The sequence below is a fragment of the Chitinibacter sp. S2-10 genome (assembly GCF_046530675.1).
Lineage (GTDB): Bacteria > Pseudomonadota > Gammaproteobacteria > Burkholderiales > Chitinibacteraceae > Chitinibacter.
The window spans coordinates 1362196-1387028 of record NZ_CP172558.1 but is presented as its reverse complement, the minus strand read 5'-3'; the positions used below and the strand labels follow the sequence as shown (position 1 = coordinate 1387028).

Genomic DNA, 24833 nt, shown 5'->3' with positions numbered 1-24833 from the left:
ATATTGATTTACTGAGCAATACCCAGCAATGTATCTCGTGCATGTAAAGTCATCGCCAAAGCTGTGCGCGTTTTGGCGTGGCTCATGATTGGGCTTTCCAGCTCACCCGCGCGCAGCAGCTCGCAAAAGTGCGCGGTTTCGTAATTCAGCCCCGAGCCGATTGGCACAATCGCCAATTCTTCGCGCTCGCCCGCCGCATTGACCAGCGTGGCTTTGGCCGGATTCCACCATTTATCGTGGATGATCACATAGCCCGCGCTACCGCCGATCAAGGCCTCGCCACTACCAGCAATGTCAAGCCCGCAATAGAGCTGGCTAATGCCGCGCTCGTGCTGGACATTCAGGCTCGCAAAAGTATCAACGCCGCTCGTACCGATTCGCCCCAAGGTTTGAATTTCACCGGCAGCGCCCAGCCAATCAACAGCGAGAAACGATGAGTAAATGCCAATATCCAGCAAGCCGCCACCCGCCAAAGCTGGGTTGAGCACGGCATGGCCTTCCGGTAAACCGGGGTTCGCAAAGCCAGCGCGAACAAAGCGCACTTCGCCAATCGCGCCTGCGACAATGCGCTCGCGGATCAACTGATACAGCGGGAAAAATGGCGGCTTCATCGCTTCCATATACAGCCGCCCGGTTTCACGTGCGACGGCGGTCACGGCATCGAAATCGGTCAGGCTGGTTGCGGCCGGTTTTTCACACAGCACCGCTTTGCCTGCTTTGAGCGCAGCGATACTCAGTGCTGCGTGGCTGGGATGCGGAGTGGCAATATAGACGGCATCGACATTGCTGGCGAGCAGCGTTTCGATTGATTCATAAACATGGGGTATGTCGTTGGCGGTGGCGAATTGACTGGCTTTGCTGGTGCTACGGTTAAAAACCGCGACAGCTTGCGCATCAGCAACGTGCTCAAGCCCTGCGACAAAACGCTGCGCGATACCGCCAGTGCCGATGATGCCAAAACGAACCATGCTTATTCCTTAGGGTATTGCCCTGCAAAAAGCTCATCGTATGATCTACAGAGTAATACTCCAATCAGGTATTGCGAGTACTCAGCAGATGGGTATGCGGCCGACACACAATGTAAATCAACGCAATATGAATGCGGCCTAACCCACCCTACGTCTGACTGAACTGCACCAGCGCCAAACTACCAAACAAATTCGGCAAGAAATCGACGGTTTCCCCCTGATGCAGTACGACTTGTTTGTCGACTTTCATGCCCATCTTGCCAAGCAAACGATCGAAATCGTTGACCGTGCAGAAGTGAATATTCGGCGTGTTATACCACTCGTACGGAATCGTCTCGGAGACCGGCATGCGGCCAAGCAGGATTTGCCAGCGGTTTTCCCAGAAGCCAAAGTTCGGGAAGGTGACAAGGCCGACTTTGCCGACGCGCAGCATTTCCTGCAGGATCAGCTCGATATTGTGCATCGCCTGAATGGTGAGCGAGAGCACGACATAATCAAAACTGTCATCTTCAAAGCTTTGCAAGCCGCTTTCCATATCGGCCTGAATCACATTCAGGCCTTTTTCCACGCAAGCGACAATCGACATGACATCAACATCGACGCCGATGCCGCGCACGACTTTATTGGCTTGCAGCCACGCGAGCAATTCGCCGTCGGCACAGCCCAAGTCCAGCACGCGTGAGCCAGGTTTGATCTGATCCGCAATGTGTTTTAAATCGGGGCGGAGGGTGTTGTGACTGGCCATTACGCAATCTCCTTCGCCACATTATTCAACATGCCACCTAGACATCCGCGCATCACCGCCATATACGGCGAATTTTCCATCACATCCTGCGAACATTGAAATGAAGCCATCATCACGCAATCTCCGCAGCAATATTATTCAAATAAGCCCGCATCACCGCCATATACGGCGCATCTTCCATCAGGAAGGCATCGTGGCCGTGCTGCGACTCGATTTCGGCATACGACACGGTGCGATCTGCATCGAGCAGCGCCTTCACAATCTCGCGTGAACGCGATGGAGCAAAACGCCAGTCGGACGTGAACGACACGACGAGGAATTTCGCCTGCGCCTGACGCATTGCTTCGGCCAAACTGCCGCCGTAGTGACGCGCAGGATCGAAATAATCGAGCGCCTTGGTCATCAGCAAATAAGTATTGGCGTCGAACATCGTCGAGAATTTATCGCCTTGATAGCGCAGGTACGATTCAATTTCGAACTCAACGTCAAAGCCGTATTTATATTCGCCGCTCCGCAGCAAGCGGCCAAATTTTTCACCCATGCCGTCGTCGGACAAATAGGTGATATGGCCGAGCATGCGCGCTAAACGCAGGCCGCGACGTGGCACGACGCCATGCTGGTAAAAATCGCCACCGTGAAATTCGGGGTCGGTAATGATGGCCTGACGCGCCACATCATTAAACGCAATATTCTGCGCGGTTAATTTCGGCGCCGACGCAATCACCAAAGCATGTCGAACTCGCTCGGGATACGTGATCGACCAGCGCAGCGCCTGCATGCCGCCCAGGCTGCCGCCGATAATCGCAGCGAACTGCTTAATCCCCAAGCGATCAGCCAAGCGCGCCTGCGTTTCAACCCAGTCACGCACCAGCACCACCGGAAAAGCCGAGCCATACGGCGCACCGGTTTCGGGGTTGATACTCGACGGCCCGGTCGAGCCGTGGCAACCACCGAGGTTATTGAGGCCAATCACAAAGAATTTGTTGGTATCAATCGGCTTGCCGGGGCCCACCATATTGTCCCACCAGCCAGCGGCCTTATCGGTGTCGCTATGCTTGCCGGCGACATGATGATGGCCAGACAGCGCATGACAAATCAGGATGGCATTCGATTTATCGGCATTGAGCGTGCCATAGGTTTCGACCATCAGCTCGTAACGCGGCAAAACCGCGCCGGATGAGAGCGTGATCGGGTCTTCGAAAACGAATTTTTGCGGAGTGACAATGCCGACAGAATCGGAGTGCATTAAAAAACCTTTTATGAATACTGAACCGGATGGGACGGCTTTATGCCGCAATCAAATATTCGCAACCCAGACAAAATCGCCATGCTCGCGCACGCCATGCATGGTCATGCCATATTGCTGCAATTCCGCCTCTTTCCACGCCTTGAGCTGCTTTTTGCGTTTGAGTTTACCGATCTTTCTGGCCAGCCAACTTTGATTGAGCAGTTTGTAATTATAACGCGAGCCCAGACCGGCTTTTTGCGACAAACCTCTTTCCTGTTTCAGCAGGCTCAGCGTCATCGAACCGTAGTGATGCAGCCATGAAGCGCCGGTCATACCAACAGCAATACCGGCTTTGGCGACCTCGTGGAAAAACAGCGTGTCTTCATAGCCAAGTAGCTTGGGCACCGGCTGGAAATAACCCACATCCATCCAAACCGACCGATGAATTGCCATACAAACCGCATGCCGTCCGCCCAAGCGCAACGCGTCTTTCATTTTGCTGCTGGCTTCAGCAGAAAATGCTTCGAAATCATAATCGAGTTCACCCTCAATTAGCGCAGGAGAAATCACTTTCAGATTGTGCTTTTCGGCAGTTTCAATCAGGTTTTCAATCCAGTTCGCGCTGACGAGTACATCGTTGTTCATCACGATGGTCCACTCGGCCTGCAAGGCCAAAGCACCCTGATTCCAGGCGACGCCGCAACCCAGATTATCCTGATTTAAAATCAACGCACCCAATGGTAAAGTTTCAAGATAGGCGCGGGTTTCATCCGACGAGGCATTATCGACAATCGCCAGACGACTCAAATCAACACCATGCGCAATCATGCTGGCGATGCATTTTTTGGTGTATTCGACCTGGTTATAGCAGGCAAAAGTAATGGCATACTTTTCAGGTTTCATTCAGTTTATCCTTGGAATTGATCATCGCTTCATGATGGGCGTAATACAGAATTTGTCCTGCAAAGATCGCGATCATCAGGCCAAAAAATGAGGCTGCATAACGCAGATTGGTCAGCTCCATACTCCAGCTGCTGACGAATTGACACAGTAAAAACGCCATTCCCATTAATGCGACATTACGCTGCCGCGGGCTATCGCTGTACATTTTTCTGATGAAAAACAGGCCTGGAATCAGAAACATCGCCACACTTGAAATCAAACCCCAAATACCAGACTCAACCATTTTCGCAGTGATTTCATTGTGAAAACCAGCAAAAAGCGCCATCTTTTTAACGCCGTCATCGGCAAATGCCAGCGCAGGATCATTGGTTACCGACTTCCAGTCGCCATCTTGCCCCCAACCGCTTAGCGGCTGTTGCTCTAATAAAAAGTAGGCAATCCGGATAAATGAAATTCGATACCCTACCGAGCCGCCACCATACGGGCTTTCAATCGGATTCCATTGGTACTGGGCAACTTCTTTTACACCAATATCGACACGCTTCTGCACTGTTGCGGAAAACAGATAACTCCCTGCCATAAAACCTAGCACACATAGCAAAGACAACAATTTATAGCGCCAGGTAAAACGGAGCCGTTCGCCATACAACCAGATTAGTGCCACCAATGGCAAAGCCAACCAGCCCGTGCGGCTGCCGGAAATGATCGACAGGTAAACACCCAAAGCAAACCCCAGCAGTTTATAGAGCAGCAGCATTCTGGATCGATTCGTATGCAGCTTGATCGAAATCAGACTCAATAAACCGAATGTCAACGCTAGGCTGCCAAATGCCAACGGATCGAGCGATTTAGTATGAACACGCCCTCCCCATACCGTTCCCGGCATAATCAACACCGTCAGCCATGCAATCAATAAAGTCAGTGGCAAAGCATGGCTTAACCATTCCACCACGCGCGAATGCGTCGACAACATCGCCAGCATAACTCCAATACAAATAATAATATGCATCGGGCTGTCAAAACTGCTGGCCATAAAGCGCCCGCTGAACAACTGCCCCAATAACACACTACACAAGGGCAAGATCAAAGCGAGGCACAACCATTTTGCATCGGTACTAACTGGCGGGCTAACAATGACTTGCTCGCGGTTTTTATGGATCACGGCCAGTGCCAGCAGAAAACAGACGACGGTAATCCTCGTCATCCAGCCCGCCACAGAAAACAACAACACCGGAGAAACGAGCAGACTCACTACAAACGCATTTTCAAGGCTTATTTTTTTCAATCTTTCAATCACGCTTCATTCCCTTCCCGGGCATATTCAATAAACTTGACCAGATCGTTGCCGCACAACTGATCCATGACATTTTTAATCTTGTCGTCAGGCCAATCCCACCACGCAATCTCAAGCAAAGCCTGCCGGATGGGCTCATCAAACCGCCATTTGATCAGTTTGGCCGGGTTGCCGGCCATGACAGCATAGGGCGGCACATCACGCGTCACCACCGCGCCATTGGCGATGACTGCGCCATGACCTATCGTCACCCCGGATAGAATAATGCAATTGGCACACAGCCAGACATCGTTGCCAATCACCACATCGCCACGACTGCCACCGGCTTTGCCCTGAAAAACCGCGTCCATCTCGAAAAAGTGAGGGAACGGGTAGCTGCTGACCCAGTCGATGCGATGGTGTCCACCCAAGAAAATCTGGACATTGCTGGCGATTGAACAATATGCGCCGATCTTGAGCGTGGTTCCTTCACCGTAATCGTAAACAATCGGCATGCCATAGCTGGCCTTGCCGATGGCATAGTGCGGATAACGCTTGCGAAACTTGACCTGCTGCCGGGCAAAATCCTGCAAACGGCTTTGCTTGCGCCCAGTCAATTTCGCCCAGACTTTCTTCAAATGGATCATTCGCGGAGGCTCGATTGGGCAAGAATGGGTTTCAGAACGTCGATCACAGTCTCAGCACTCAATTCATCAAGGCATTCGCTATGGCTCTGACGATTGCGCAAACAGCCTTCCAGATAGCATGGCACGCAGGCTTTTTGCCCCGCGCCTGCCTGAATCAAGTAGACATTATTCACATGCTGGTTACCATGCGTCACAAAAGGCGCCTGATCGCTCTGATAATGAGCTGGCCACGGAGTCCATTTCACCGGGTCGCTGGGGCCAAACAAGGCCACAGTCGGCACTTGAGTCGCCGCCGCCAGATGGGTCGTACCGGTATCAACGCCGACAAAAACGGCCGCTTTTGCCAACACCTGCGACCATTGCGGCAGAGACAAACGCCCGGCCAGATTGATCGTTCCCGCAGGCAAAGCAGCCTGCAAACGGTTTAAGGCCGCCACATCGGCCGGTCCACCGGACAAAACAATCTGCAATCCCTGCTCGTGCAAATAGCGAGCGAGCGCAATCCAGCCCTCGTCCGTCCATTGTTTGTAACGCCATTGCGGCATGATATGCAAAACGGCATAAGGCGCAGTGAGCGCCTGAACATTCTCGTCGAGCTCATGATCTGTCGACATAGGCGGCGTCAAATGGTAAACCGGCTTGATACCCAGTAAACGGCACAGCCGGAGTATTTCCAGTACCGTATGCGTTTTTTCGGTATCAAATTCGCAATAGCGGGTAAAGAAATAGCGTTTGAACCAGCCCGTATCGGTCCGGGGAGGAGCAAACCCGATGCGCTTCTTGGCCGCCAACATCGCATACAAAACCGCCTTATCGCTGGTTTGCGTCGAAATAGCCAAATCATATTGGCGGAAAATTTTGCCGAACAAGATCCGGTTGTCCTGCCAGCCCGCTTTGGGTTTGGTCGTAATCAGATTCGAAATCGCCGGATTACCCTGCAACATGGCTTGGGTATTTTCATACAGCAGAACATCAATCCGGGCATCGGGATACGCAGCACGCAATGAATTGATCAATGGCGTAGTCAGCAATGTATCGCCCAAATAACGCAAGGTAATGAGCAAAATTCGTTTGGGCGGCTTTTCGGCAAATAGCGGTGATTTAGTCATCAGCCCATCTCAAGCGTGGAAAAATGCATTACGTATAGAACCCCCACGAGGATCAGCGCCTCTACGTCGCGCACAACAACTTGCCTGAACAGGCAAGAGGGGCGATTATAGCAGCCCGATCCATTGAAGCACTAACGACTATGCCCAGCCTTGGCGTTGCCATTATTACCAAAAATGCCGCAGCTCATTTGCATGAATGTCTCACTGCGGTAGCTTGGGCAGATAAAATTGTCATTCTGGATTCGGGCAGCACCGATCACACGCTGCAAGTTGCTGCCGAGCATGGTGCAGAAATCCATCAAAGGGCTGATTGGCCCGGCTTTGGCATCCAGAAAAACCGGGCCATTGCTTTGCTCGATACCGACTGGATTCTGGCGCTCGATGCCGATGAAATCGTCACCGAAGAACTCAAGGTCGCGATTCAGAGTGCCATTGCAAACCCAAAACACGACACCTACCAGATCCGTCGGCTTTCTTCCTTTTGCGGTCAATGGATCAAATACAGCGGCTGGGGCAAAGACTGGGTGGCTCGCTTGTTCCGACGTGATTGCGCCAGATATTCCGATGATCTGGTGCATGAACGCCTGATTCATGCCACGCTGGCACAGCCGCTAGCCGGCTTGCTGCTGCATTATTCCTACGACGACTATGAAACCGTGCTGAACAAGATCAATCAGTATTCCAGTGCAGGCGCCGCCCAGCGCTTTGCCAAAGGCCAGCGCGCCAGCCTGACGCTGGCGCTATTGCGTGGTGGCTGGGCATTCTGGCGCACCTACCTGCTCAAACGCGGTTTTCTGGATGGGAAAGCGGGTTTTCTGATTGCGCTGATGAATGCCGAAACCACTTTTTACCGCTTTATCAAACTACAATACCTGACTGAAGTATCTCAATCAAAACAACAGCAATATTGAGTTACAGAGCAATACCCTAACGACCGCGGGTAATTAGCTCGATCAGTTGAGTGGTATTTTGCCCCAGAGAAAACCGCAGCCGGTTTTTCTGTCGGCCATGTTCCGCCCAGGCACGCATGATCTCTGGATGATCCAGCGCCCAGACTAGCGCTTGCGCCCAAGCCGCCGGATTACCCGGCTCGACCAGCAGGCCATCTTCGCGATCAGTCATTGTTTCAGGAATGCCATCGACATTGGAGGCAATCGTCGGAATACCCAGATTGAGCGCTTCTATCTGAAACATGCCAAATGGCTCCATCAGCGAAGGCAGGATGGCAAGATCAGCCCGGCGCAGCAAGCCGCCAATCGGATTGACCATGCCGAGCAGACAAACATGATCCTGCAAGCCTTTTTCAGCAATTTTTTCTTTCAAATGCTCGGACAAGGGGCCTTCGCCAGCAATCAGATAGCGCACATCCGGGTGTTTTTGCAGCACCTCTGGCAAGGCATCCAGAATGACCGAATGACCTTTTTCTTCGCGCAACATCGCGGCCTGCAAAACGACCGGCCCCGGACGATCAGCCAGCCAGCGTTCCGCATTCGCTGGCAACGGAGTATCGCTCGCGCCCTCTTCCAGCCCGGCAAAATCAATTCCAGGATAAAGTACTCCGACTTTTTCGCGATCAATCCGGGTGTTTTTCAGAATCCGTTCGCGCAAATGTGCGCTACACGCCAGCGTGTAATCAAACAGATATTGGTATGGAAATGAATTTGGAATGCCCGGCTGATAAGTCCGCATCCGCACGATCATCGGACGCCGCCGCCCCAGAGAATGGCAGGCAATCGCGCCAATATTGGCATCATGTCCACTATGGACAATCACCGCGGCGGGCTTGAATTGCTGCAAATGCCGCCGCACTTGCAAAATACTCGGAATATGCAAGGCGTTGCGAAAGCGTATGGTGTCAACATCCAGACCGCGCGCTTTGGCAAAAGCTTCGATTCTGGAACCGGTTTTGCACAACAAACTCACTGCCCAGCCTTGTTGCTGCAAGACGCTCATTTGCTGCAATAACTGCAATTCCTGTCCACCGATATTCATCGAGCTTTCCATGAACAGCACACTTTGAGTGGCAGAACTCGCTTTCTGATTTATTCGCATCTCAACACTCGTTGGGTCTGGCAGCGCTTTACGTGTTTTCAGGACTCGGTTTTAAACTGCACTGCATGCATTTGCGCATACAGCCCTTGCCGGGCGATCAATTCGGCATGGGTACCGGTTTCGACAATCCGGCCTTGCTGCATCACGACAATACGGTCCGCTTTTTCAATCGTCGACAGCCGGTGAGCGATGACCAGCGTCGTTCGGCCTTGCATCAGGAATTCGAGCGCTTGCTGTACTTTGCGCTCGGATTCGGTATCGAGCGCGCTGGTCGCTTCGTCCAGAATCAGTACCGGCGCATCTTTGTAAATCGCGCGCGCAATCGCGAGGCGCTGGCGCTGGCCACCCGACAGGCGACCACCGTTTTCACCCAGCAGTTCGTCAAAACCATTCGGCATTTTCTCGATAAACTCGGTCGCGTGTGCCGCTTGTGCGGCGGCGCGAACACGATCCATATCGATTTCACCTGCGCGATGCGTCCCATACACGATATTGGCGGTCACCGAGTCATTGAACAGCACCATATCCTGCGCAACCAGCGCGATGTGCGAGCGTAGATTGGCGAGCTGATACTCGGCCAGCGAGACGCCATCGAGCAAGATCTGGCCTTCGCTGGCGTCGTAAAAACGGGGTAACAGATTGGCGAGCGTCGTTTTTCCGCTACCCGACTGACCGACCAGCGCAATGGTTTGCCCCTGTTCGATTTGCAGCGATATGCCGTCAAGTGCGGGCTTGTGCTCAGGCTGGTAGCTAAAACGCAAATCGCTAATCATGATCGCACCTTGCGCACGATCGACCCGGTATTGCCCGTGATCCGGCTCTTCAACTTCATCAAGTAGCGCAAAAATCGATTCGGCAGCGGCCAGACCGCGATGCAGTTTTTCGTTGATTTTGGTCAGGTTGCGAACGGGCCCCTGAATCGCAACCATCGCAGCAATAAACGACAGAAATGAACCTGCGCTCAATTGCCCGGCCTGCGCTTGCAGGCTGGCAAAATACAGCACCACCGACACGGTCATGCCAATCAGCAGCACAATCGTGCCCGAGTTGATCGCGACCATCAGACCCTGCTTGATGCCCAGCCGCATCACGCGATTGTTCACGACGGCGAAGCGTTGACTTTCGATTTCCTGCCCACCAAAAACCTTGACGATACGCTGCCCGGACAGCGACTCATCAAGCCGCGAATTCATTTCGCCCATTTTGTCCTGCGTTTCGCGCGCCAGACGGCGCTGACGTTTGGCCACCACGCGAATACTCAGCGCGACCACCGGAAGCAAAACCAGACAGAATAGCGTCAGACGCCAGCTCGAATAAAACATCACGGCCAGAAAACCGATCACGGCGACACCATCGCGCACCAAACCGGTGAGCGTCGACGTGCCAGCTTCCATGACTTGAGCGACGTCGTAAGTCACTCGCGAGAGCAACACACCGGTGGATGACTGGTCAAAATAGCGCGTCGGCAGCCGCATCAGCTTGCCGTAGATTTTTTCGCGAAAATCGCGCATCACGCGCGATGCGAGCCAGGCATTGCCGTAGTCATTGCCAAAGTTGCCAATAAAACGCAGCAGCGCCAGCCCAAACAGTTGCGCCGGAACGATCCATGCCGCCTGCTTAACCAGATGACTGGCTCCGCCCAGATTGTTATCAACCAGCGGCTTGAGCAACAAGGTCAGCATGGCTTCGGCGGCCGAAGCAAGTGCCATGCAGACAATGGTCGCGACGATCACCCACAGATAGGGTTTGAAATGACGCAACAGGCGATGATAAAGGGCGTGAGTAGTCATTGCGCGATTATACCCACTTGAGGAGTTAAACGCTGCGGCGCTTTTAGCCCAGATCGCCGTAGCGCAGCTGCAACAGTCCGGCAATGACCGGCGCAACAGTTTCAGTGCGGAATATTCGCGGACCAAGAATTAATGGAGTATAGCCATGAAGAATAGCGTTATTATCCTCTTCGGGCGAATACCCCCCTTCAGGACCAATCAGCACGATAATACTCGCAGCGCGTTCCGTTAAAGATGCATATTCAACTGCGCCTGTAGGGCACATCAATAGCTTTAAGTCGGCAGTGGGCGCTGATTGCAGAAAATCGGCCAGCGATACAATCGGAAGAATATCCATCAGGCGTGTGCGGCCACATTGCTCGGCAGCACTGGCGGCGATGCCTTGCCAGTGCGCAATGCGTTTCTCGGCGCGCTCGCCACTATAGCGCTGCTGGCAGTATTGCGAAATCACCGGTTGAAACACGCTCACACCCAGTTCGGCCGCTTTTTGTACGCTGTAATCCATACGATCAGCCGCCGATACAGCTTGCACCAAAGTCAAATGCAGCGTTGACTCACGATTTACATCGTCAAACGACTGCACCGCAACACTGACTGTTTTTTTGCCCATCGCGACAATCTGCGCCTGATATTCGCCGCCTTGCCCGTTAAACAAAGTCACCATTTCATCCGGCTGCATGCGCACCACCTGGACATGGCGAGCGACGGCTTCGGGCAAGTCAAATTGCTGCCCGATACTCAGTGGCAAATCAACATAAAAACGGGGCAAAGCCATAGAAATCAACCCAGAACAAGACGCTCGATAAACAGCCCGATGCCAAAGACCACGCCCAAACCAAGCAGAGAGAAAAATACAACGCGGATCAGATTTAACCAGCGCGGATTGCGTTCGCGCACGTAGCGAAAACTGGCATAAACAATCAGCAGCAAGGCCAGAATCGCCAGAATCCGCAGCACCGCGAACATGGTCAGATACTCAAGGGAGGAAGATCATGAAACGCCGACGGCACACGCTCATCGGCATCAAAACTCACCAGCTCGTAACTATCGCTGTCTGCCAGCATGGCGCGCAGCAATTTATTATTCATCGCATGCCCGGATTTATAGCCGGAAAACGACGCAATCAATGGATGACCAAGGATGTACAGATCACCAATGGCGTCCAGAATTTTGTGGCGAACAAATTCGTCTTCGAAACGCAGTCCGCCGTCGTTTAAGACGCGAAATTCGTCGATCACGACAGCATTATCCATATTGCCGCCACGCGCTAGTCCGTTGGCACGCAGGTATTCGACTTCGTGAATGAAGCCGAAAGTACGTGCTCGGGCAATTTCACTGATGTAATTGGTTTTGGAAAAATCGATTTCGATGGTCTGAGCCGATTTTTTAAAGGCAGGATGCTGAAAATCAATCGTCAGCGCGACTTTATAGCCATCGTGCGGCTCGAATTTGACCCATTTATCGCCATCGTGCACTTCAATCGGCTTGAGTACACGGACAAATTGCTTGGGTTTATTCAACTCACGAATGCCTGCGCTTTGCAGCAGATAAATAAACGGCGCAGCAGAACCATCCATAATAGGCATTTCCGGCGCATCGACATCGACAACCACATTGTCGATGCCAAGGCCGGCAAACGCCGACATCAGATGCTCGATGGTGCCGACACGCACGCCGTCTTGCACCAGCGTGGAGGAGAGTCGCGTGTCGTTCACCAGATCGGGGCCAACCTTGAAAGGCTTTGACTCGGGCAAATCAGAGCGCTGAAACACAATGCCATGGTCGGCGGCTGCGGGGCGCAAAGTGAGCGTCACTTTTTCGCCCGAATGCAAACCCACGCCGGTTGCACGGATCGTGCTTTTCAAGGTTCGTTGTAAAAACATGGCCGTTTCCGCCTTTTCAATTAGCTCAACTCACAATTTTACCAGCCTCGGGTAAAAGGCAGGATGAATCATTGCAATCGAACCAATAGACGCTGTTTATGGCCTGATAATTAATCAGCCTGGCGACGCAAAAAAGCCGGAATATCCATATCGATATTCGACATCGCCGGACGCGCCGCAGTCGTGTCGCTAGCTGGGCCACGACGATTATTACGCCAGATCGCCGGCGTGTCATAAGCATCGTCATAAGCGCCGTTGTCAGTTCCCGTTTTCAGTGGCTGGCTGCTGACTACCGACAACTGCGGTTTATTCATGTCTTTGCCGCCACCCAGACCGGTCGCGATCAAAGTAATGCGAATTTCATCTTCACCGAGTTCAGGATCGTAAACCACACCATGTTTCACCAAAGCACCTTCGGAAACATGCGCTTCAATGATTTCCAGCGCCTGACGAATTTCTGATTTTTTCAATTTGCCTGGCGCGCTGGACAGGTTGACCAGAACACCACGCGCACCTTTGAAGCTAATGTTATCGAGCAAGGGGCAAGAAATCGCTTCTTCGGTCGCGCGCATCGCACGATCCGGACCGGTCGCATTCGCCGAGCCCATCATCGCCATGCCCATTTCACGCATCACCGTTTTCACATCGGCAAAGTCAACGTTAATCAGCCCTGGGTAATGAATGATTTCGACAATCGAGCCAATCGCTTTGCGCAATACGTCATCAGCGGCACGAAAGGCTTCGTCGATGGTGACATCATCGCCCAGCACTTCTTCGAGCTTCTGGTTTGAAACGACGATCAGCGAATCAACATAGCGCGACAATTCGTCAATACCCGTTTGCGCTACTTTCTGGCGATTACCTTCATCCAGGCCTGGCTTGGTGACTACACCAACGGTCAGAATACCTTTTTCACGGGCAACCTGAGCAATCACTGGTGCAGCACCGGTACCGGTACCACCACCCATACCGGCGGTGATAAACAATAAATCGGCACCGGAAATCAGCTCGGCAATATATTCACGATCTTCTTCTGCGGCTTGACGGCCGATATCAGGATTGCAGCCGGCGCCAAAACCTTTGGTCAATTCAGAGCCAAGCTGAACGACATTATCGGCTTTGGATAATTTCAATACCTGAGCATCGGTATTGGAAGAAATAAAATCGACACCTTGCATATGGTGTTCGATCATATTATTGATTGCATTGCAACCAGCACCACCTACGCCAATTACTTTGATATTGACGTGATGTGATACCTCTGGAATTTCAATAGTTAAAGCCATACTCTCTCTCCTGTTACCCGATTTTACCGCTTACCCGAAGATTTCAAAAATTATTTTGAAACCATGCCTTCATGCGACCAAAAATGTCTCCAATAGAGCCATCCTTACCCCTTTGCCCAGGGGTTTTCTGCATTTGTTGTCGTGCAATTAACAACAAACCCACTGCAGTTGAATAGCGCGGGTTTTTAACGACCTCGGCCAATCCACCCACATAGCGTGGTAAACCTAATCGAACTGGCATATGGAATATCTCTTCCGCCAATTCGGTCATCCCTGGCATTAATGAAGCGCCGCCAGTAATTACAATTCCGCTTGATAAACGATCTTCCAGATTAACCCGGCGTAATTCGGCTTGAACAAAGCTATACAATTCTTCAACGCGGGGCTCGATCACTTCGGCCAAAGTATGGCGTGACATTTGTCGTGCACCGCGCTCGCCGACGCCTGGCACTTCAATCATCGTTTGCGGATCTGTCATATGCCGCAAAGCAACGCCATGTTGAATTTTGATATTTTCAGCTTCACCCGTTGGCGTGCGTAATGCCATAGCGATGTCATTCGTAATTTGATCGCCAGCAATCGGAATCACCGCGGTATGGCGAATGGCGCCATTGATAAACACCGCAATATCGGTGGTACCGCCGCCAATATCGACCAGGCATACACCCAGATCGCGCTCGTCATCAGTGAGTACCGCATGCGCGCTGGCTAATGGTTGCAGCAACACCTCGGCAATTTCCAGCCCACAACGACGAACGCATTTGGTAATATTCTGCACCGCAGAAACCGCGCCAGAAACAATATGTACCCGCACTTCCAGACGCACACCCGACATGCCTAATGGCTCTTTCACATCTTCCTGGCCATCAATCACATATTCCTGCGACAAAATATGCAGCACCTGATGATCAGCCGGAATATTCACCGCACTGGCCGTTTCAATCACGCGGTCAATATCGGCCTGAGTGACTTCTTTATCTTTAATGGCCACCATACCGTGCGAATTCAGGCTTTTGATATGGCTGCCCGCGATGCCGGTATAAACCTCGCTGATTTTGCAATCGGCCATCAATTCGGCTTCACCCAGCGCCGATTGAATCGCGCCGACCGTTTTTTCGATATCGACGACTACACCACGTTTTAACCCTCTGGATGCAGCCGACCCCATGCCGACCACATTGAGTGAACCGTCTTCAGTCACGTCAGCAACTACCGCAACGACTTTTGACGTTCCGATATCGAGCCCTACGATGAGATTTTTTGCGTCCCTAGTCACTGACAGCCTCTTTACAAAACTTAAGGTTTAACTTTAATAAAACCATACAACCTACTAATTAGATTACTTTATTAAATCAAAAGCTTCAATCACATTGATGCTTTTACTGCAAGCGGTTTCACTGGTGCAACTGTTTTTTCCACCTGCCGATTTTCAGCCGGAATATATTGCGGCAAACGCACGGCAAATCCATTTGGATAACGCAAATCAACATATTCAAAAGGCTGATCAAGCAAAGCCAGCGAATTCGGATACGCTTTTACAAATCGGCCTATCCTTTCAAGCGGCTCTTCGCGCCCCACTTCAATAACCAGCGTTTTATCCAGTTCAACCCGCCAAGCTCTCCGGTCAGACAACCACAAATGTGTCGGTTTACGATTCAGTGATTTCAAAATCTCACTCAAGCGCACCAGGCCCTCAACCATCAATCTTTCCGTTCCTTCCGGCCCTTCCAAAACGGGTAATGCTTCATTACTTGCGGCATCAAATTTTTCGCCATACTGATTGAGCAATGCACTCGAACCCCAGCGAGCAAATGCTTTATGCTCTTCAATATTCACTTCCAGCTTGTCCGGCCAACGACGCCGAACCTCTACGCGGCGCACCCAGGGCAGCTTTTCAAAATCCTGCCGGGTTTTATTTAAATCCAGCGTAAAAAAAGTACCTTTCAATTCGTTTTTAATCACGTATTGCAATTGCTCGCGCGTGATATGCGCCAATTCACCATCAACCTTGATTCGCTTGACTGGAAATAAGGGTGAATGCACCAATAAAAACAGCAACGCGTAAAACAAAACCAAAGTCGCCAAACCGGTTAGTAAATTGGCGATCCACATTAATAGCTGCGGCTTATCCCACATTATTTGCACCTCAATTGTGCGATTGCGCCAATTTCACGCGGCATCGCACGTAGCAGGCTTCTTGTTTGAAGCTCGCCCGCTACGCATATTTGAGGACAAAAACGCACTAAAAATATCCTTTGCTTATAAAGTTGTATTCAGAATCTGGGCAACCAATTCTTCGTATGAAATTCCAGCCTCCCGAGCGCACATCGGAAACAAGCTGTGGCTGGTCATTCCGGGTGCAGTATTAGGCTCAAGCAAGTACATTTGTCCTTGCTCATCCATCAGAAAATCAATCCTCGCCCAGCCGCTGGCTCCGAGTACACGGAATGCCTGCTCCGCCAGCGTACGAGCTTGCTGCTCTTGCTGGCCTTGCAAACCCGGGCAGGTATATACGGTGTCATCACGGAAATATTTGGCTTCAAAATCGTAAAAATCGGTCGCTGGCTCAATTTTCACTGTTGCAAGGGCTTTGCCATCAAGCACTGCACAGGAAAACTCGCCACCCAAAATCGCCTTTTCAGCCAAAACCAGAGCGTCGTACTTCACCGCCTCGGCAAATGCTGATTCAATTTCGGCAACAGAACGGCATTTGGTGACGCCGACGCTGGAGCCACCATTGGCTGGCTTCACAAACAAGGGCAAGCCGAGACGATCTGCCACGGCAACAAAATCCGATTTGTCGTCCAGCAATTCATACGCAGGCACAGGCAGGCCAACTGCTTGCCACATTAGCTTGGTGCGCCATTTATCCATTCCGATCGCAGAAGCCATCACGCCGCAGCCGGTATAGGGAACTCCCATAAATTCGAGCGCGCCTTGAATGGCACCGTTTTCACCCTGACCACCGTGCAAAATCAGGAACGCCCGATCAAAGCCTTCAACTTTTAATGCATCGAGTGAAATTTCAGCCGGATCAAACGCATGCGCATCAATCCCCTGTGACTGCAATGCAGAAAGCACGCCAGCGCCGCTCATCAGCGACACTTCGCGCTCGCTGGACGAGCCGCCCATCACCACGGCGACTTTACCGAACTGCTTCATATCTTCAAGCGGTTTCATGCTGCACGCTCGCACAATTGTTTGGGCGTCTGGCCAATCGAGCCAGCACCCATCGTAATAATCACATCACCATCTTTGGCTACAGCAAAAATGGCATCCGGCATATCGGCGATATGCTCGACAAAAACCGGCTCAATTTTGCCCGCCACTCGCACGGCACGAACCAGCGCACGACCGTCAGCCGCCACAATCGGCGCTTCACCTGCGGCATACACTTCGCCCAGTAGCAGGCCATCAACGGTATTGAGCACTTTGACAAAATCTTCAAAACAATCGCGGGTGCGGGTATAGCGATGCGGCTGGAAAGCCAGCAGCAGACGACGAGATGGAAAAGCACCACGCGCAGCGGCCAGCGTCGCCGCCATTTCAACCGGATGGTGTCCATAATCATCAACCAGCGTGAATGAACCACGACTTTTTCCATCAACATCGGGCAAAGCCACTTCGCCATAGCGCTGGAAACGACGCCCTACACCTTCAAATTTTTCCAGCGCAGCAACAATCGCCGCTTCATCGGCACCGACTTCGATCCCGATCGCGATCGCTGCCAGCGCATTGAGCACGTTATGCATACCCGGCATATTCAGCGTCACAGCCAGACGACGCGTTTCGCCATTTTTCCAGACTGCGTCAAACTTCATTTGTCCATGCGCGGCAACGATATTCTCTGCGCGCAACATGGCGTCTTCCGATACGCCATAAGTCGTAATTGGCGTCGTCACATGCGGAATAATCGAACGCACATGCGGATCATCAACACACAGCACAGCGCGACCGTAGAACGGCAGGTGATGCAGAAAATCAATAAACGCCTGTTTCAGTTTTTCGAAATCATGGCCATACGTATCCATGTGATCGGCATCGATATTGGTCACGACCGAAATCACCGGCGAGAGCAACAGGAAAGATGCGTCGCTCTCGTCTGCTTCGGCAACCAGAAACTCGCCCTTGCCCAGCCGCGCGTTCGAGCCGGCTGCGTGCAATTTGCCGCCGATAACAAAAGTCGGGTCAAGCCCAGCGGCTTCAAGCACACTGGCGGAAAGACTGGTCGTCGTCGTTTTGCCGTGCGTGCCGGCAATCGCAATCCCCTGTTTGAAACGCATTAATTCGGCGAGCATCATCGCGCGCGGCACCACCGGAATCTGGCGCGAACGCGCTTCGATCACCTCAGGATTGTCATCCTTGACCGCACTCGAAATCACGACCACATCGGCATTGGCGACAAACTCAGCAGCATGCCCCTGATAAACCTGCGCGCCCGCAGCAGCCAGACGTTGCGTCGTCGCATTGCTACCCAGATCCGAGCCACTGACCTCAAAATCCAGATTGAGCAAAACCTCGGCAATCCCGCTCATGCCGACACCGCCGATTCCGACGAAATGGATACGTTTCACTTTATGCTTCATATTTGAGAGGGTATTAGGCCAGAGAACAGAGATTATATACTCTACAGGCCATTACCCCATACTCCTATCCAGCTAATTCTTCAATCACGGCAACGACTTGCGCCGTCGCCTCCGGTTTGGCCAAACGTCTGGCATTGTTCGCCATCGCCAGACACTGTTCACGACTGGTTTGCCGCAATAACACAGCCAAAGACTCGGCACTGAACTGCGCTTGCGGCAACAAAATACCGGCCTGCTCATCACTCAAAAATTTCGCATTGCCGGTCTGATGGTCATCCACCGCATGCGGAAATGGCACCAGAACTGCAGCAACGCCAACACAAGCCAATTCAGCCACCGTCAAGGCACCGGCACGGCACAAAACCAGATCGGCGTCGGCGTAGGCGCTCGCCATATCGCTGATAAATGCGACGCATTCGGCATCAACATCGGCGGCGGCGTAATTGGTACGCAGAGCCTCAATATGCTTTTCACCGGCCTGATGAATCACTTGCGGGCGAAGCTCCGGCGCAATCAAAGCCAGCGCTTTCGGGACTTGTTCGTTAAAGACTTGCGCCCCCAGACTGCCCCCCACGACGAGTAGCTTGAGCGAACCTGTACGACCAGCAAAACGCTCGTCCGGCGTAGCAACACTTTTCAACTCATCGCGCACCGGATTACCAACGCAGCCGGATTTCAAAGCAGGAAAAGCATTCGGAAATGCAAACAGCACACGGTTGGCCAGTTTTGACAGCACTTTATTAGTCAGCCCCGCTACCGAATTTTGTTCATGAATCACCAGCGGCAACCAACACAGCTTCATGGCCAGGCCGCCGGGAAAGCCGGTAAAACCGCCAAAACCAATCGCGACATCAGGGCGGCGGCGGAAAATCAGATTCAGCGCGGCAAACAGTGCCTTGGCCTGCACCCAAGGCTGAATCAGTTTTTTCAGCAAGCCTTTTCCTCGCACGCCGGTAATCTCCAGCGCCACCAGATCAATGCCATGTTGCGGAACAACGCGCGTTTCCATCGCGTCTTTGGCGCCCAGCCAAATAACTTCCCAACCTTTGTCACGCATCGCATTGGCCACCGCCAAAGCCGGGAAAATATGGCCGCCCGTGCCACCGGCCATGACCAACAATGTTCGCTTGCTCATACGCGATAACCCCGGATCAGTTGGCGGTTTTCGTAATCAATCCGCATCAGCAAGCCAATCGCCAGCATATTGGCAACAATGCCCGAGCCACCGAAAGACAGCAGCGGCAAAGTCAGCCCCTTGGTCGGCATCAAACCCATATTTACGCCCATATTGATGAACGACTGAAAACCGATCCAGATCCCGATCCCTTGCGCAGCCAGAGCATGCCAGTGGCGTTCGAGCTTGGTCGCCTGCACGCCAATGGCAAACGCACGGAAAACAAAAAACATAAACAGCATGATCACCACTGCCACACCGATAAAGCCGAATTCTTCGGCGATGATCGCCATCAGAAAGTCGGTATGCGCTTCGGGCAAATAGGATAATTTCTCGATACTGCCGCCCAAGCCAACGCCGTACCATTCGCCGCGACCAAATGCAATCAGCGAATGGCTCAGCTGATAACCCTTGCCGTACGGGTCTTGCCACGGATCGAGAAAGCCCAAAACACGGGCACGGCGATATTCACTTGATGCAATCAGACCAACAAACGCGGCACCTAGGAAAGTAATCAAGCCGAGAAACAAACGCCAGTTAAAACCACCCAGAAACAGCGCGCCCATTGCAATCGCAGTAATCACCGTAAAAGCACCGAAATCGGGTTCGAGCAGCAACAGCGCACCAACTACGGCCATCACCAGCCCCATCGGCAACAGTACTTTGCTGATGCTTTCGCTCAAGTGAGCCCCCATGCTATTGGCTTTGCGAACGGTGTAATCAGCCGCATACAATACGACAAAAAACTTCATCAACTCGGACGGCTGCAAATTGATCACGAATAAACTCAGCCAACGTTTACTCCCGTTCACTTCACGACCGATACCGGGAATCAATACCAGCACCAATAAAATTGTTCCACCGATAAACAGTGACGGTGCCCATTGCCGCCATTTTTCGGTCGGGATATTGAAAGTCACAACCGCAGCCAAAGCACCCACGCACAGAAAGATACCGTGTCGAACCAGAAAATAATGCGAGCGAAAGCTCGTATCCTTGTCGACTTCGGCCATCGCAATCGATGCCGAATACACCATTACCAGACCAATCGACAGCAGTAGCACGACACACCAGAACAGCGCCAGATCGTAGCTGTTCATCGTGGGTTTCATGCGGCGCATGGCCTGATAAAAGATCTGCCGCATTACTGCCCCTGCTTCAATTCATTCACCGCAGCGATAAACACTTCGGCGCGATGATGGTAATTGCGGAACATATCCAGACTTGCGCAAGCTGGCGAGAGCAGCACGACATCACCCGGCTCGGCAAAATTACTCGCAACGGACACCGCCATTTCCAGCGTCGGCAATTGCATTACCGGCAAGTAATTGTCTTCATCATTTGGTAGAAAATTGGATTGCGCTTCGTTCAGCACATCAGCCAGCAGCGGCGCATCGCGCCCGATCAGCAAAACCGCACGACAGATGCGCTCGCATGCTTCGACCAGCGGTGAGAAGTCCTGCCCTTTACCATCGCCACCAGCGATCAGCACCACCGGACGCGTCATCCCCTTGAGCGCCGCCTCAGTCGCGCCGACATTGGTCCCTTTCGAGTCATCGTAATACGCCACACCATTCACTTCGGCGACGAACTCGACCCGATGCGGCAAACCTTTGAAATTTCGCAACGCAGTCAACAGCGGCGCTGTTGGCAAACCGGCGGCGCGGCACAAGGCAATCGACGCCAGCGCATTCACTGCGTTATGCAAGCCGGCAACGGGCAACTCGCTGGCTTTGATTAATTCGAACTCGCCACAACGCAAGCTGAAATCACCGTCGATTTCAAGCAGACCATACTCATGATCATTACGGGGGGCATCAGCCCCAAACCAAACTGTATCGCGGCCTGCACGTGCCATACCCCGGCACCAGCCGTCTTCACGGTTCAAGACCTGCACGCCTAAACCGGCAAAAATGCTTGCCTTGGTCGCCGCGTATTCTTTCATTCCTGCATAACGATCCAGATGATCTTCCGAGACATTGAGCACAGTCGCCGCAGCGGGCATCAGTGAAGTCGTCGTTTCCAGCTGAAAGCTCGATAGTTCAAGCACCCAGAAATCCGGCCATTCACCACGCGCTTCCCAGTCGGCTAGTGCGGCGAGCACCGGCAAGCCGATATTGCCTGCCGTAACGGTTTTAAACCCGGCGGCTTCACACATTTGCGCCACCATCGTGGTGACCGTTGATTTACCGTTCGAGCCAGTAATCGCAATCACCTTGCCCGGTTTACCCACCAGAGCTTGGGCGAGCAACTCGACATCACCCACAACGGGAATGCCATGCGCAATCGCAGCAGCAACCTCTGGTGTCGCCAAAGGCACGCCGGGGCTGGTGACCAACAGATCAGCATCGGCGAAAGTGTCGACATTAAATGCACCAAGGCGCAGCTCGACCTGAGGCAGCTCGGCTTGCAGATTGGCCAGATTTGGCGGCGTTTTGCGGCTATCGGCCACTGTTACGCGCGCACCTTTGCCCACCAGCCAGCGAGCCGTAGCCAAACCGGTATCGCCCAGACCGACGACAATGCAATGTTTCGCGTTCAATTCCACGATCTAGCCTCGAATCAACGTAATTTCAGCGTGGCCAAACCGGCCAGCACCAAGAGCATGGTGATAATCCAGAACCGCACGACAACCTGCGTTTCCTTCCAGCCTTTGAGCTCGTAATGGTGATGCAGCGGCGCCATTCGGAATACGCGCTTGCCGGTCATTTTGAAGCTGGCGACCTGGATCATCACCGACAGCGCTTCAACGACAAACACGCCGCCCATAATCAGCAACACGATTTCCTGCCGCACAATCACGGCAACCACACCCAAACCGGCACCCAGCGCCAGCGCACCGACGTCGCCCATAAATACTTCAGCCGGGTAGGCGTTAAACCACAAAAAGCCCAAACCCGCGCCGACCATGGCTGCACAGAACACGATCAACTCGCCCGCACCTGCCACATGGGGCACACCCAGATAGGTGGCAAATTTCACATTTCCGGCGACATAAGCAAAAATGCAGAATGCACCGGCTACCAGCACGACCGGCATAATCGCCAGGCCATCGAGACCATCCGTCAAATTAACCGCATTGCTGGTGCCGACGATCACAAAGTAAGTCAGCACGCAAAAACCGATTGCGCCAAACGGGTACAGAATTTCTTTGTAAAACGGAATGATAAAGCCGGTATTGGCCGCGTCCGGGCCAACATTGACCAGAAAAACGCCCGCGCCAATCGCAATCGCCGACTGACCGATCATTTTGGCTTTGGCTGATAAACCTTTCGGGTTTTTCAACGCGACTTTTTTGTAGTCATCGACAAAACCGATCACACCGGTCGCCATCGTCACAATCAGCACCAGCCAGACATAATGGTTTTTCAAATCGCCCCACAGCAGCGTAGTCAGACCAATCGACAGCAAAATCAGCGTACCGCCCATCGTTGGCGTACCAGCTTTGACCAGATGCGTTTGCGGACCATCATCACGAACCGCCTGACCGACTTTGAGTTCGGCCAGCTTGCGAATTACATAGGGCCCGAGCACCCAGGAAATCCCCAGCGCCGTCATCGTCGCCAGTACGGCGCGCAATGTCAGGTAATTAAAGACGTTAAAGGCGCGCACCGACTCGCCCAACCATTGCATCAACATCAGCAGCATGGCTGTGCTCCTTGCGTGTTATCCAAATCTTGCGCGATCAGACCTTCGACCACGGTTTCCATGCGCATAAAGCGCGAGCCTTTCACCAAAATCTGGCTATCGGGCGTCATTAACTGGCGGAGTGCAGCAATCACTGCGGCATGATCGCTGCAGTGCTGCGCACGCTCTGCCCCGGCCACCTGATTAAACGCGTCAACGGCATACTGCATATCAGTACCCACCGCAACAATATGATTGATCTGGCGTTCAGACGCATACCTACCCACTTCACGATGGCAGTACTCGGCGCTATCGCCCACTTCGCCGATATCGCCCAGCACCAGAATCGTGGGTTTACCTTGCTGACCGATCGCCGCCAAGACATCGATTGCCGCTTTCATCGAGTCAAGATTGGCGTTGTAAGTGTCATCCAGAATCGCCGCACCATTAAACGCAGTTCTGGCTTGCAAACGACCTTTCACGCCGGCCCAGCGTTGCAAGCCTTGCGCCACTTGATCCAGACTCACGCCAACGGCCAAAGCCGCCGCAGCCGCCGCCAGTGCATTACGAACATTGTGCTCGCCCGGCACGGCCAGCTGCACGGGAACTTCGCCTTGCGCGGTTTTCAACACAAACTGGCTGCCCGTTGCAGACAAGACGACCGCAGCCGCGCTCACCTCGCCGTTAAACCCAAAAGTGCAAATCGCGTGTGGCGCGGCCAGCTGGCGCCAGAGTGGCGCAAATTCGTCGTCGGCGTTAATAATCGCCGTGCCGTTGGCACCCAGTCCGGTAAAAATTTCACCTTTGGCCTGTGCCACACCCGCCACCGAGCCCAGCGCTTCCAGATGCGCAGCACCTGCATTGTTCACCAGCGCCACGTCGGGCTGGGCAATGTGCGTCAGATAGTCAATCTCGCCAAAGTGGTTCATTCCCATTTCGGCGACGACAAAACGGTGCTCAGGGCGAATGCCCAACACAGTCAAAGGCAAACCAATATGGTTATTCAGGTTGCCGCGCGTGGCGTGAACGTATTGCTCCCCACCAGCGACGACATTGAAAATCGACGCCAACATTTCTTTCACGCTGGTTTTGCCATTGCTACCGGTGACGCCAATCAGCGGAATCGCCGCATGTTTTTTGCGCCAGTATTTGGCCAGCTCGCCCAGCGCAGCGAGCGTGTCTTTGACGATAATGCGATTACCTTCGCCCGACTGAGGCCGCAAGGCCACACTATCTTGTTGCACCAAGGCAGCAACAGCACCTTTTTCCAGTGCTGCATCGACAAAATCATGCGCATCAAAACGCTCACCCTTGAGCGCGACAAATAAATCTCCCGCACGAATGTCGCGGCTGTCAGTCGTGACACGCGCAAACGTCAGCTCACCCGCCGCATCTGGCGCGGCAAGCTGGGCATTTAGGGCTTGTGCGGTTTCCCGCAAACTCAACATCATGAACCGTTTTTCCTTTATTAAGTAACCGTGCAAAAGTTTTCCAGCAAGGCATCGAAGCCGCAGGCAGTACAAGTAGTACGGCAAGGCGAGGTAACGATGCTGGTGAACTTT

General features: G+C 52.8%; 23 protein-coding genes. 1 reads left to right on the top strand and 22 read right to left on the bottom strand.

Annotation, left to right across the window (positions count from 1 at the left end):
• Window positions 1–8 precede the first annotated feature (8 nt).
• The 7 genes from ACG2XO_RS06615 to rfaQ all read right to left on the bottom strand — a co-directional run bounded on the left by ACG2XO_RS06615 (window position 9) and on the right by rfaQ (window position 6873).
• Window positions 9–968 (bottom strand): Gfo/Idh/MocA family protein, encoded by a 960-nt coding sequence (locus tag ACG2XO_RS06615; RefSeq protein ID WP_410500022.1) that lies wholly within the window; start codon window positions 966–968, stop codon window positions 9–11.
• 148 nt (window positions 969–1116) lie between these two features.
• Complete coding sequence (gene metW, locus ACG2XO_RS06610) at window positions 1117–1713, bottom strand: methionine biosynthesis protein MetW (protein ID WP_410500021.1); 597 nt, start codon at window positions 1711–1713, stop codon at window positions 1117–1119.
• Between the two features lie 112 nt (window positions 1714–1825).
• Window positions 1826–2959 carry a homoserine O-acetyltransferase gene (locus ACG2XO_RS06605; protein WP_410500020.1) on the bottom strand — a complete coding sequence of 378 codons (1134 nt, stop codon included), beginning with the start codon at window positions 2957–2959 and terminating at the stop codon, window positions 1826–1828.
• Window positions 2960–3010: 51 nt separating this feature from the next.
• On the bottom strand, window positions 3011–3844 hold the full coding sequence (locus ACG2XO_RS06600) for a glycosyltransferase family 2 protein (protein WP_410500019.1): 834 nt from the start codon (window positions 3842–3844) through the stop codon (window positions 3011–3013).
• Window positions 3834–5096: an O-antigen ligase family protein gene (locus ACG2XO_RS06595; RefSeq protein WP_410500018.1), complete on the bottom strand. Its 1263-nt coding sequence runs from the start codon at window positions 5094–5096 to the stop codon at window positions 3834–3836. The genes ACG2XO_RS06600 and ACG2XO_RS06595 overlap by 11 nt, the downstream gene beginning before the upstream one ends.
• A 41-nt stretch (window positions 5097–5137) precedes the next feature.
• Window positions 5138–5764, bottom strand: a complete 627-nt coding sequence (locus ACG2XO_RS06590; protein ID WP_410500017.1) for a CatB-related O-acetyltransferase — start codon at window positions 5762–5764, stop codon at window positions 5138–5140.
• Window positions 5761–6873, bottom strand: coding sequence for a putative lipopolysaccharide heptosyltransferase III (gene rfaQ / locus ACG2XO_RS06585; RefSeq protein ID WP_410500016.1), 1113 nt, complete (start codon window positions 6871–6873; stop codon window positions 5761–5763). Before rfaQ ends, ACG2XO_RS06590 begins: the two co-directional genes overlap by 4 nt.
• 140 nt (window positions 6874–7013) lie before the next feature.
• Here rfaQ and ACG2XO_RS06580 point away from each other — a divergent pair, with 140 nt between their 5' ends.
• The gene (locus tag ACG2XO_RS06580; RefSeq protein WP_410500015.1) at window positions 7014–7784 is read left to right on the top strand and encodes a glycosyltransferase family 2 protein; all 771 of its coding nucleotides are present in this window, start codon (window positions 7014–7016) and stop codon (window positions 7782–7784) included.
• A 16-nt stretch (window positions 7785–7800) separates the two neighbouring features.
• Here the strand turns inward: ACG2XO_RS06580 and ACG2XO_RS06575 are convergent, their stop codons facing one another.
• The 15 genes from ACG2XO_RS06575 to ACG2XO_RS06505 form a co-directional block, all read right to left on the bottom strand.
• The gene (locus ACG2XO_RS06575) at window positions 7801–8925 is read right to left on the bottom strand and encodes a glycosyltransferase family 4 protein (protein WP_410500014.1); all 1125 of its coding nucleotides are present in this window, start codon (window positions 8923–8925) and stop codon (window positions 7801–7803) included.
• Window positions 8926–8963: 38 nt separating this feature from the next.
• Window positions 8964–10715, bottom strand: a complete 1752-nt coding sequence (gene msbA / locus ACG2XO_RS06570) for a lipid A export permease/ATP-binding protein MsbA (RefSeq protein WP_410500013.1) — start codon at window positions 10713–10715, stop codon at window positions 8964–8966.
• A gap of 43 nt (window positions 10716–10758) precedes the next feature.
• Window positions 10759–11490 (bottom strand): 16S rRNA (uracil(1498)-N(3))-methyltransferase, encoded by a 732-nt coding sequence (locus ACG2XO_RS06565; RefSeq protein WP_410500012.1) that lies wholly within the window; start codon window positions 11488–11490, stop codon window positions 10759–10761.
• A gap of 5 nt (window positions 11491–11495) precedes the next feature.
• Window positions 11496–11681, bottom strand: a complete 186-nt coding sequence (locus ACG2XO_RS06560) for a hypothetical protein (protein WP_410500011.1) — start codon at window positions 11679–11681, stop codon at window positions 11496–11498.
• A gap of 2 nt (window positions 11682–11683) precedes the next feature.
• Window positions 11684–12598 carry a UDP-3-O-acyl-N-acetylglucosamine deacetylase gene (gene lpxC / locus ACG2XO_RS06555; RefSeq protein ID WP_410500010.1) on the bottom strand — a complete coding sequence of 305 codons (915 nt, stop codon included), beginning with the start codon at window positions 12596–12598 and terminating at the stop codon, window positions 11684–11686.
• A gap of 110 nt (window positions 12599–12708) precedes the next feature.
• Window positions 12709–13884, bottom strand: a complete 1176-nt coding sequence (gene ftsZ, locus ACG2XO_RS06550) for a cell division protein FtsZ (RefSeq protein ID WP_410500009.1) — start codon at window positions 13882–13884, stop codon at window positions 12709–12711.
• Window positions 13885–13927: 43 nt separating this feature from the next.
• Entirely contained in the window at window positions 13928–15160 is a 1233-nt protein-coding gene (gene ftsA / locus ACG2XO_RS06545; protein WP_410500008.1) for a cell division protein FtsA, read from the bottom strand.
• A gap of 89 nt (window positions 15161–15249) precedes the next feature.
• A complete protein-coding gene (locus tag ACG2XO_RS06540) occupies window positions 15250–15996 on the bottom strand; it encodes a cell division protein FtsQ/DivIB (protein WP_410500234.1) in 747 nt (248 codons plus the stop codon).
• A gap of 147 nt (window positions 15997–16143) precedes the next feature.
• Window positions 16144–17046 carry a D-alanine--D-alanine ligase gene (locus tag ACG2XO_RS06535; RefSeq protein ID WP_410500233.1) on the bottom strand — a complete coding sequence of 301 codons (903 nt, stop codon included), beginning with the start codon at window positions 17044–17046 and terminating at the stop codon, window positions 16144–16146.
• Window positions 17047–17060: 14 nt separating this feature from the next.
• On the bottom strand, window positions 17061–18470 hold the full coding sequence (gene murC / locus ACG2XO_RS06530; protein ID WP_410500007.1) for a UDP-N-acetylmuramate--L-alanine ligase: 1410 nt from the start codon (window positions 18468–18470) through the stop codon (window positions 17061–17063).
• A 64-nt stretch (window positions 18471–18534) separates the two neighbouring features.
• Window positions 18535–19605 carry an undecaprenyldiphospho-muramoylpentapeptide beta-N-acetylglucosaminyltransferase gene (gene murG / locus ACG2XO_RS06525; RefSeq protein WP_410500006.1) on the bottom strand — a complete coding sequence of 357 codons (1071 nt, stop codon included), beginning with the start codon at window positions 19603–19605 and terminating at the stop codon, window positions 18535–18537.
• A complete protein-coding gene (gene ftsW, locus ACG2XO_RS06520; RefSeq protein WP_410500005.1) occupies window positions 19602–20789 on the bottom strand; it encodes a putative lipid II flippase FtsW in 1188 nt (395 codons plus the stop codon). Before ftsW ends, murG begins: the two co-directional genes overlap by 4 nt.
• Window positions 20789–22192, bottom strand: coding sequence for a UDP-N-acetylmuramoyl-L-alanine--D-glutamate ligase (gene murD / locus ACG2XO_RS06515; RefSeq protein ID WP_410500004.1), 1404 nt, complete (start codon window positions 22190–22192; stop codon window positions 20789–20791). The genes ftsW and murD overlap by 1 nt, the downstream gene beginning before the upstream one ends.
• 14 nt (window positions 22193–22206) lie before the next feature.
• Complete coding sequence (gene mraY, locus ACG2XO_RS06510) at window positions 22207–23292, bottom strand: phospho-N-acetylmuramoyl-pentapeptide-transferase (RefSeq protein WP_410500003.1); 1086 nt, start codon at window positions 23290–23292, stop codon at window positions 22207–22209.
• A complete protein-coding gene (locus ACG2XO_RS06505; protein WP_410500002.1) occupies window positions 23283–24722 on the bottom strand; it encodes a UDP-N-acetylmuramoyl-tripeptide--D-alanyl-D-alanine ligase in 1440 nt (479 codons plus the stop codon). The genes mraY and ACG2XO_RS06505 overlap by 10 nt, the downstream gene beginning before the upstream one ends.
• Window positions 24723–24833: the final 111 nt, after the last annotated feature.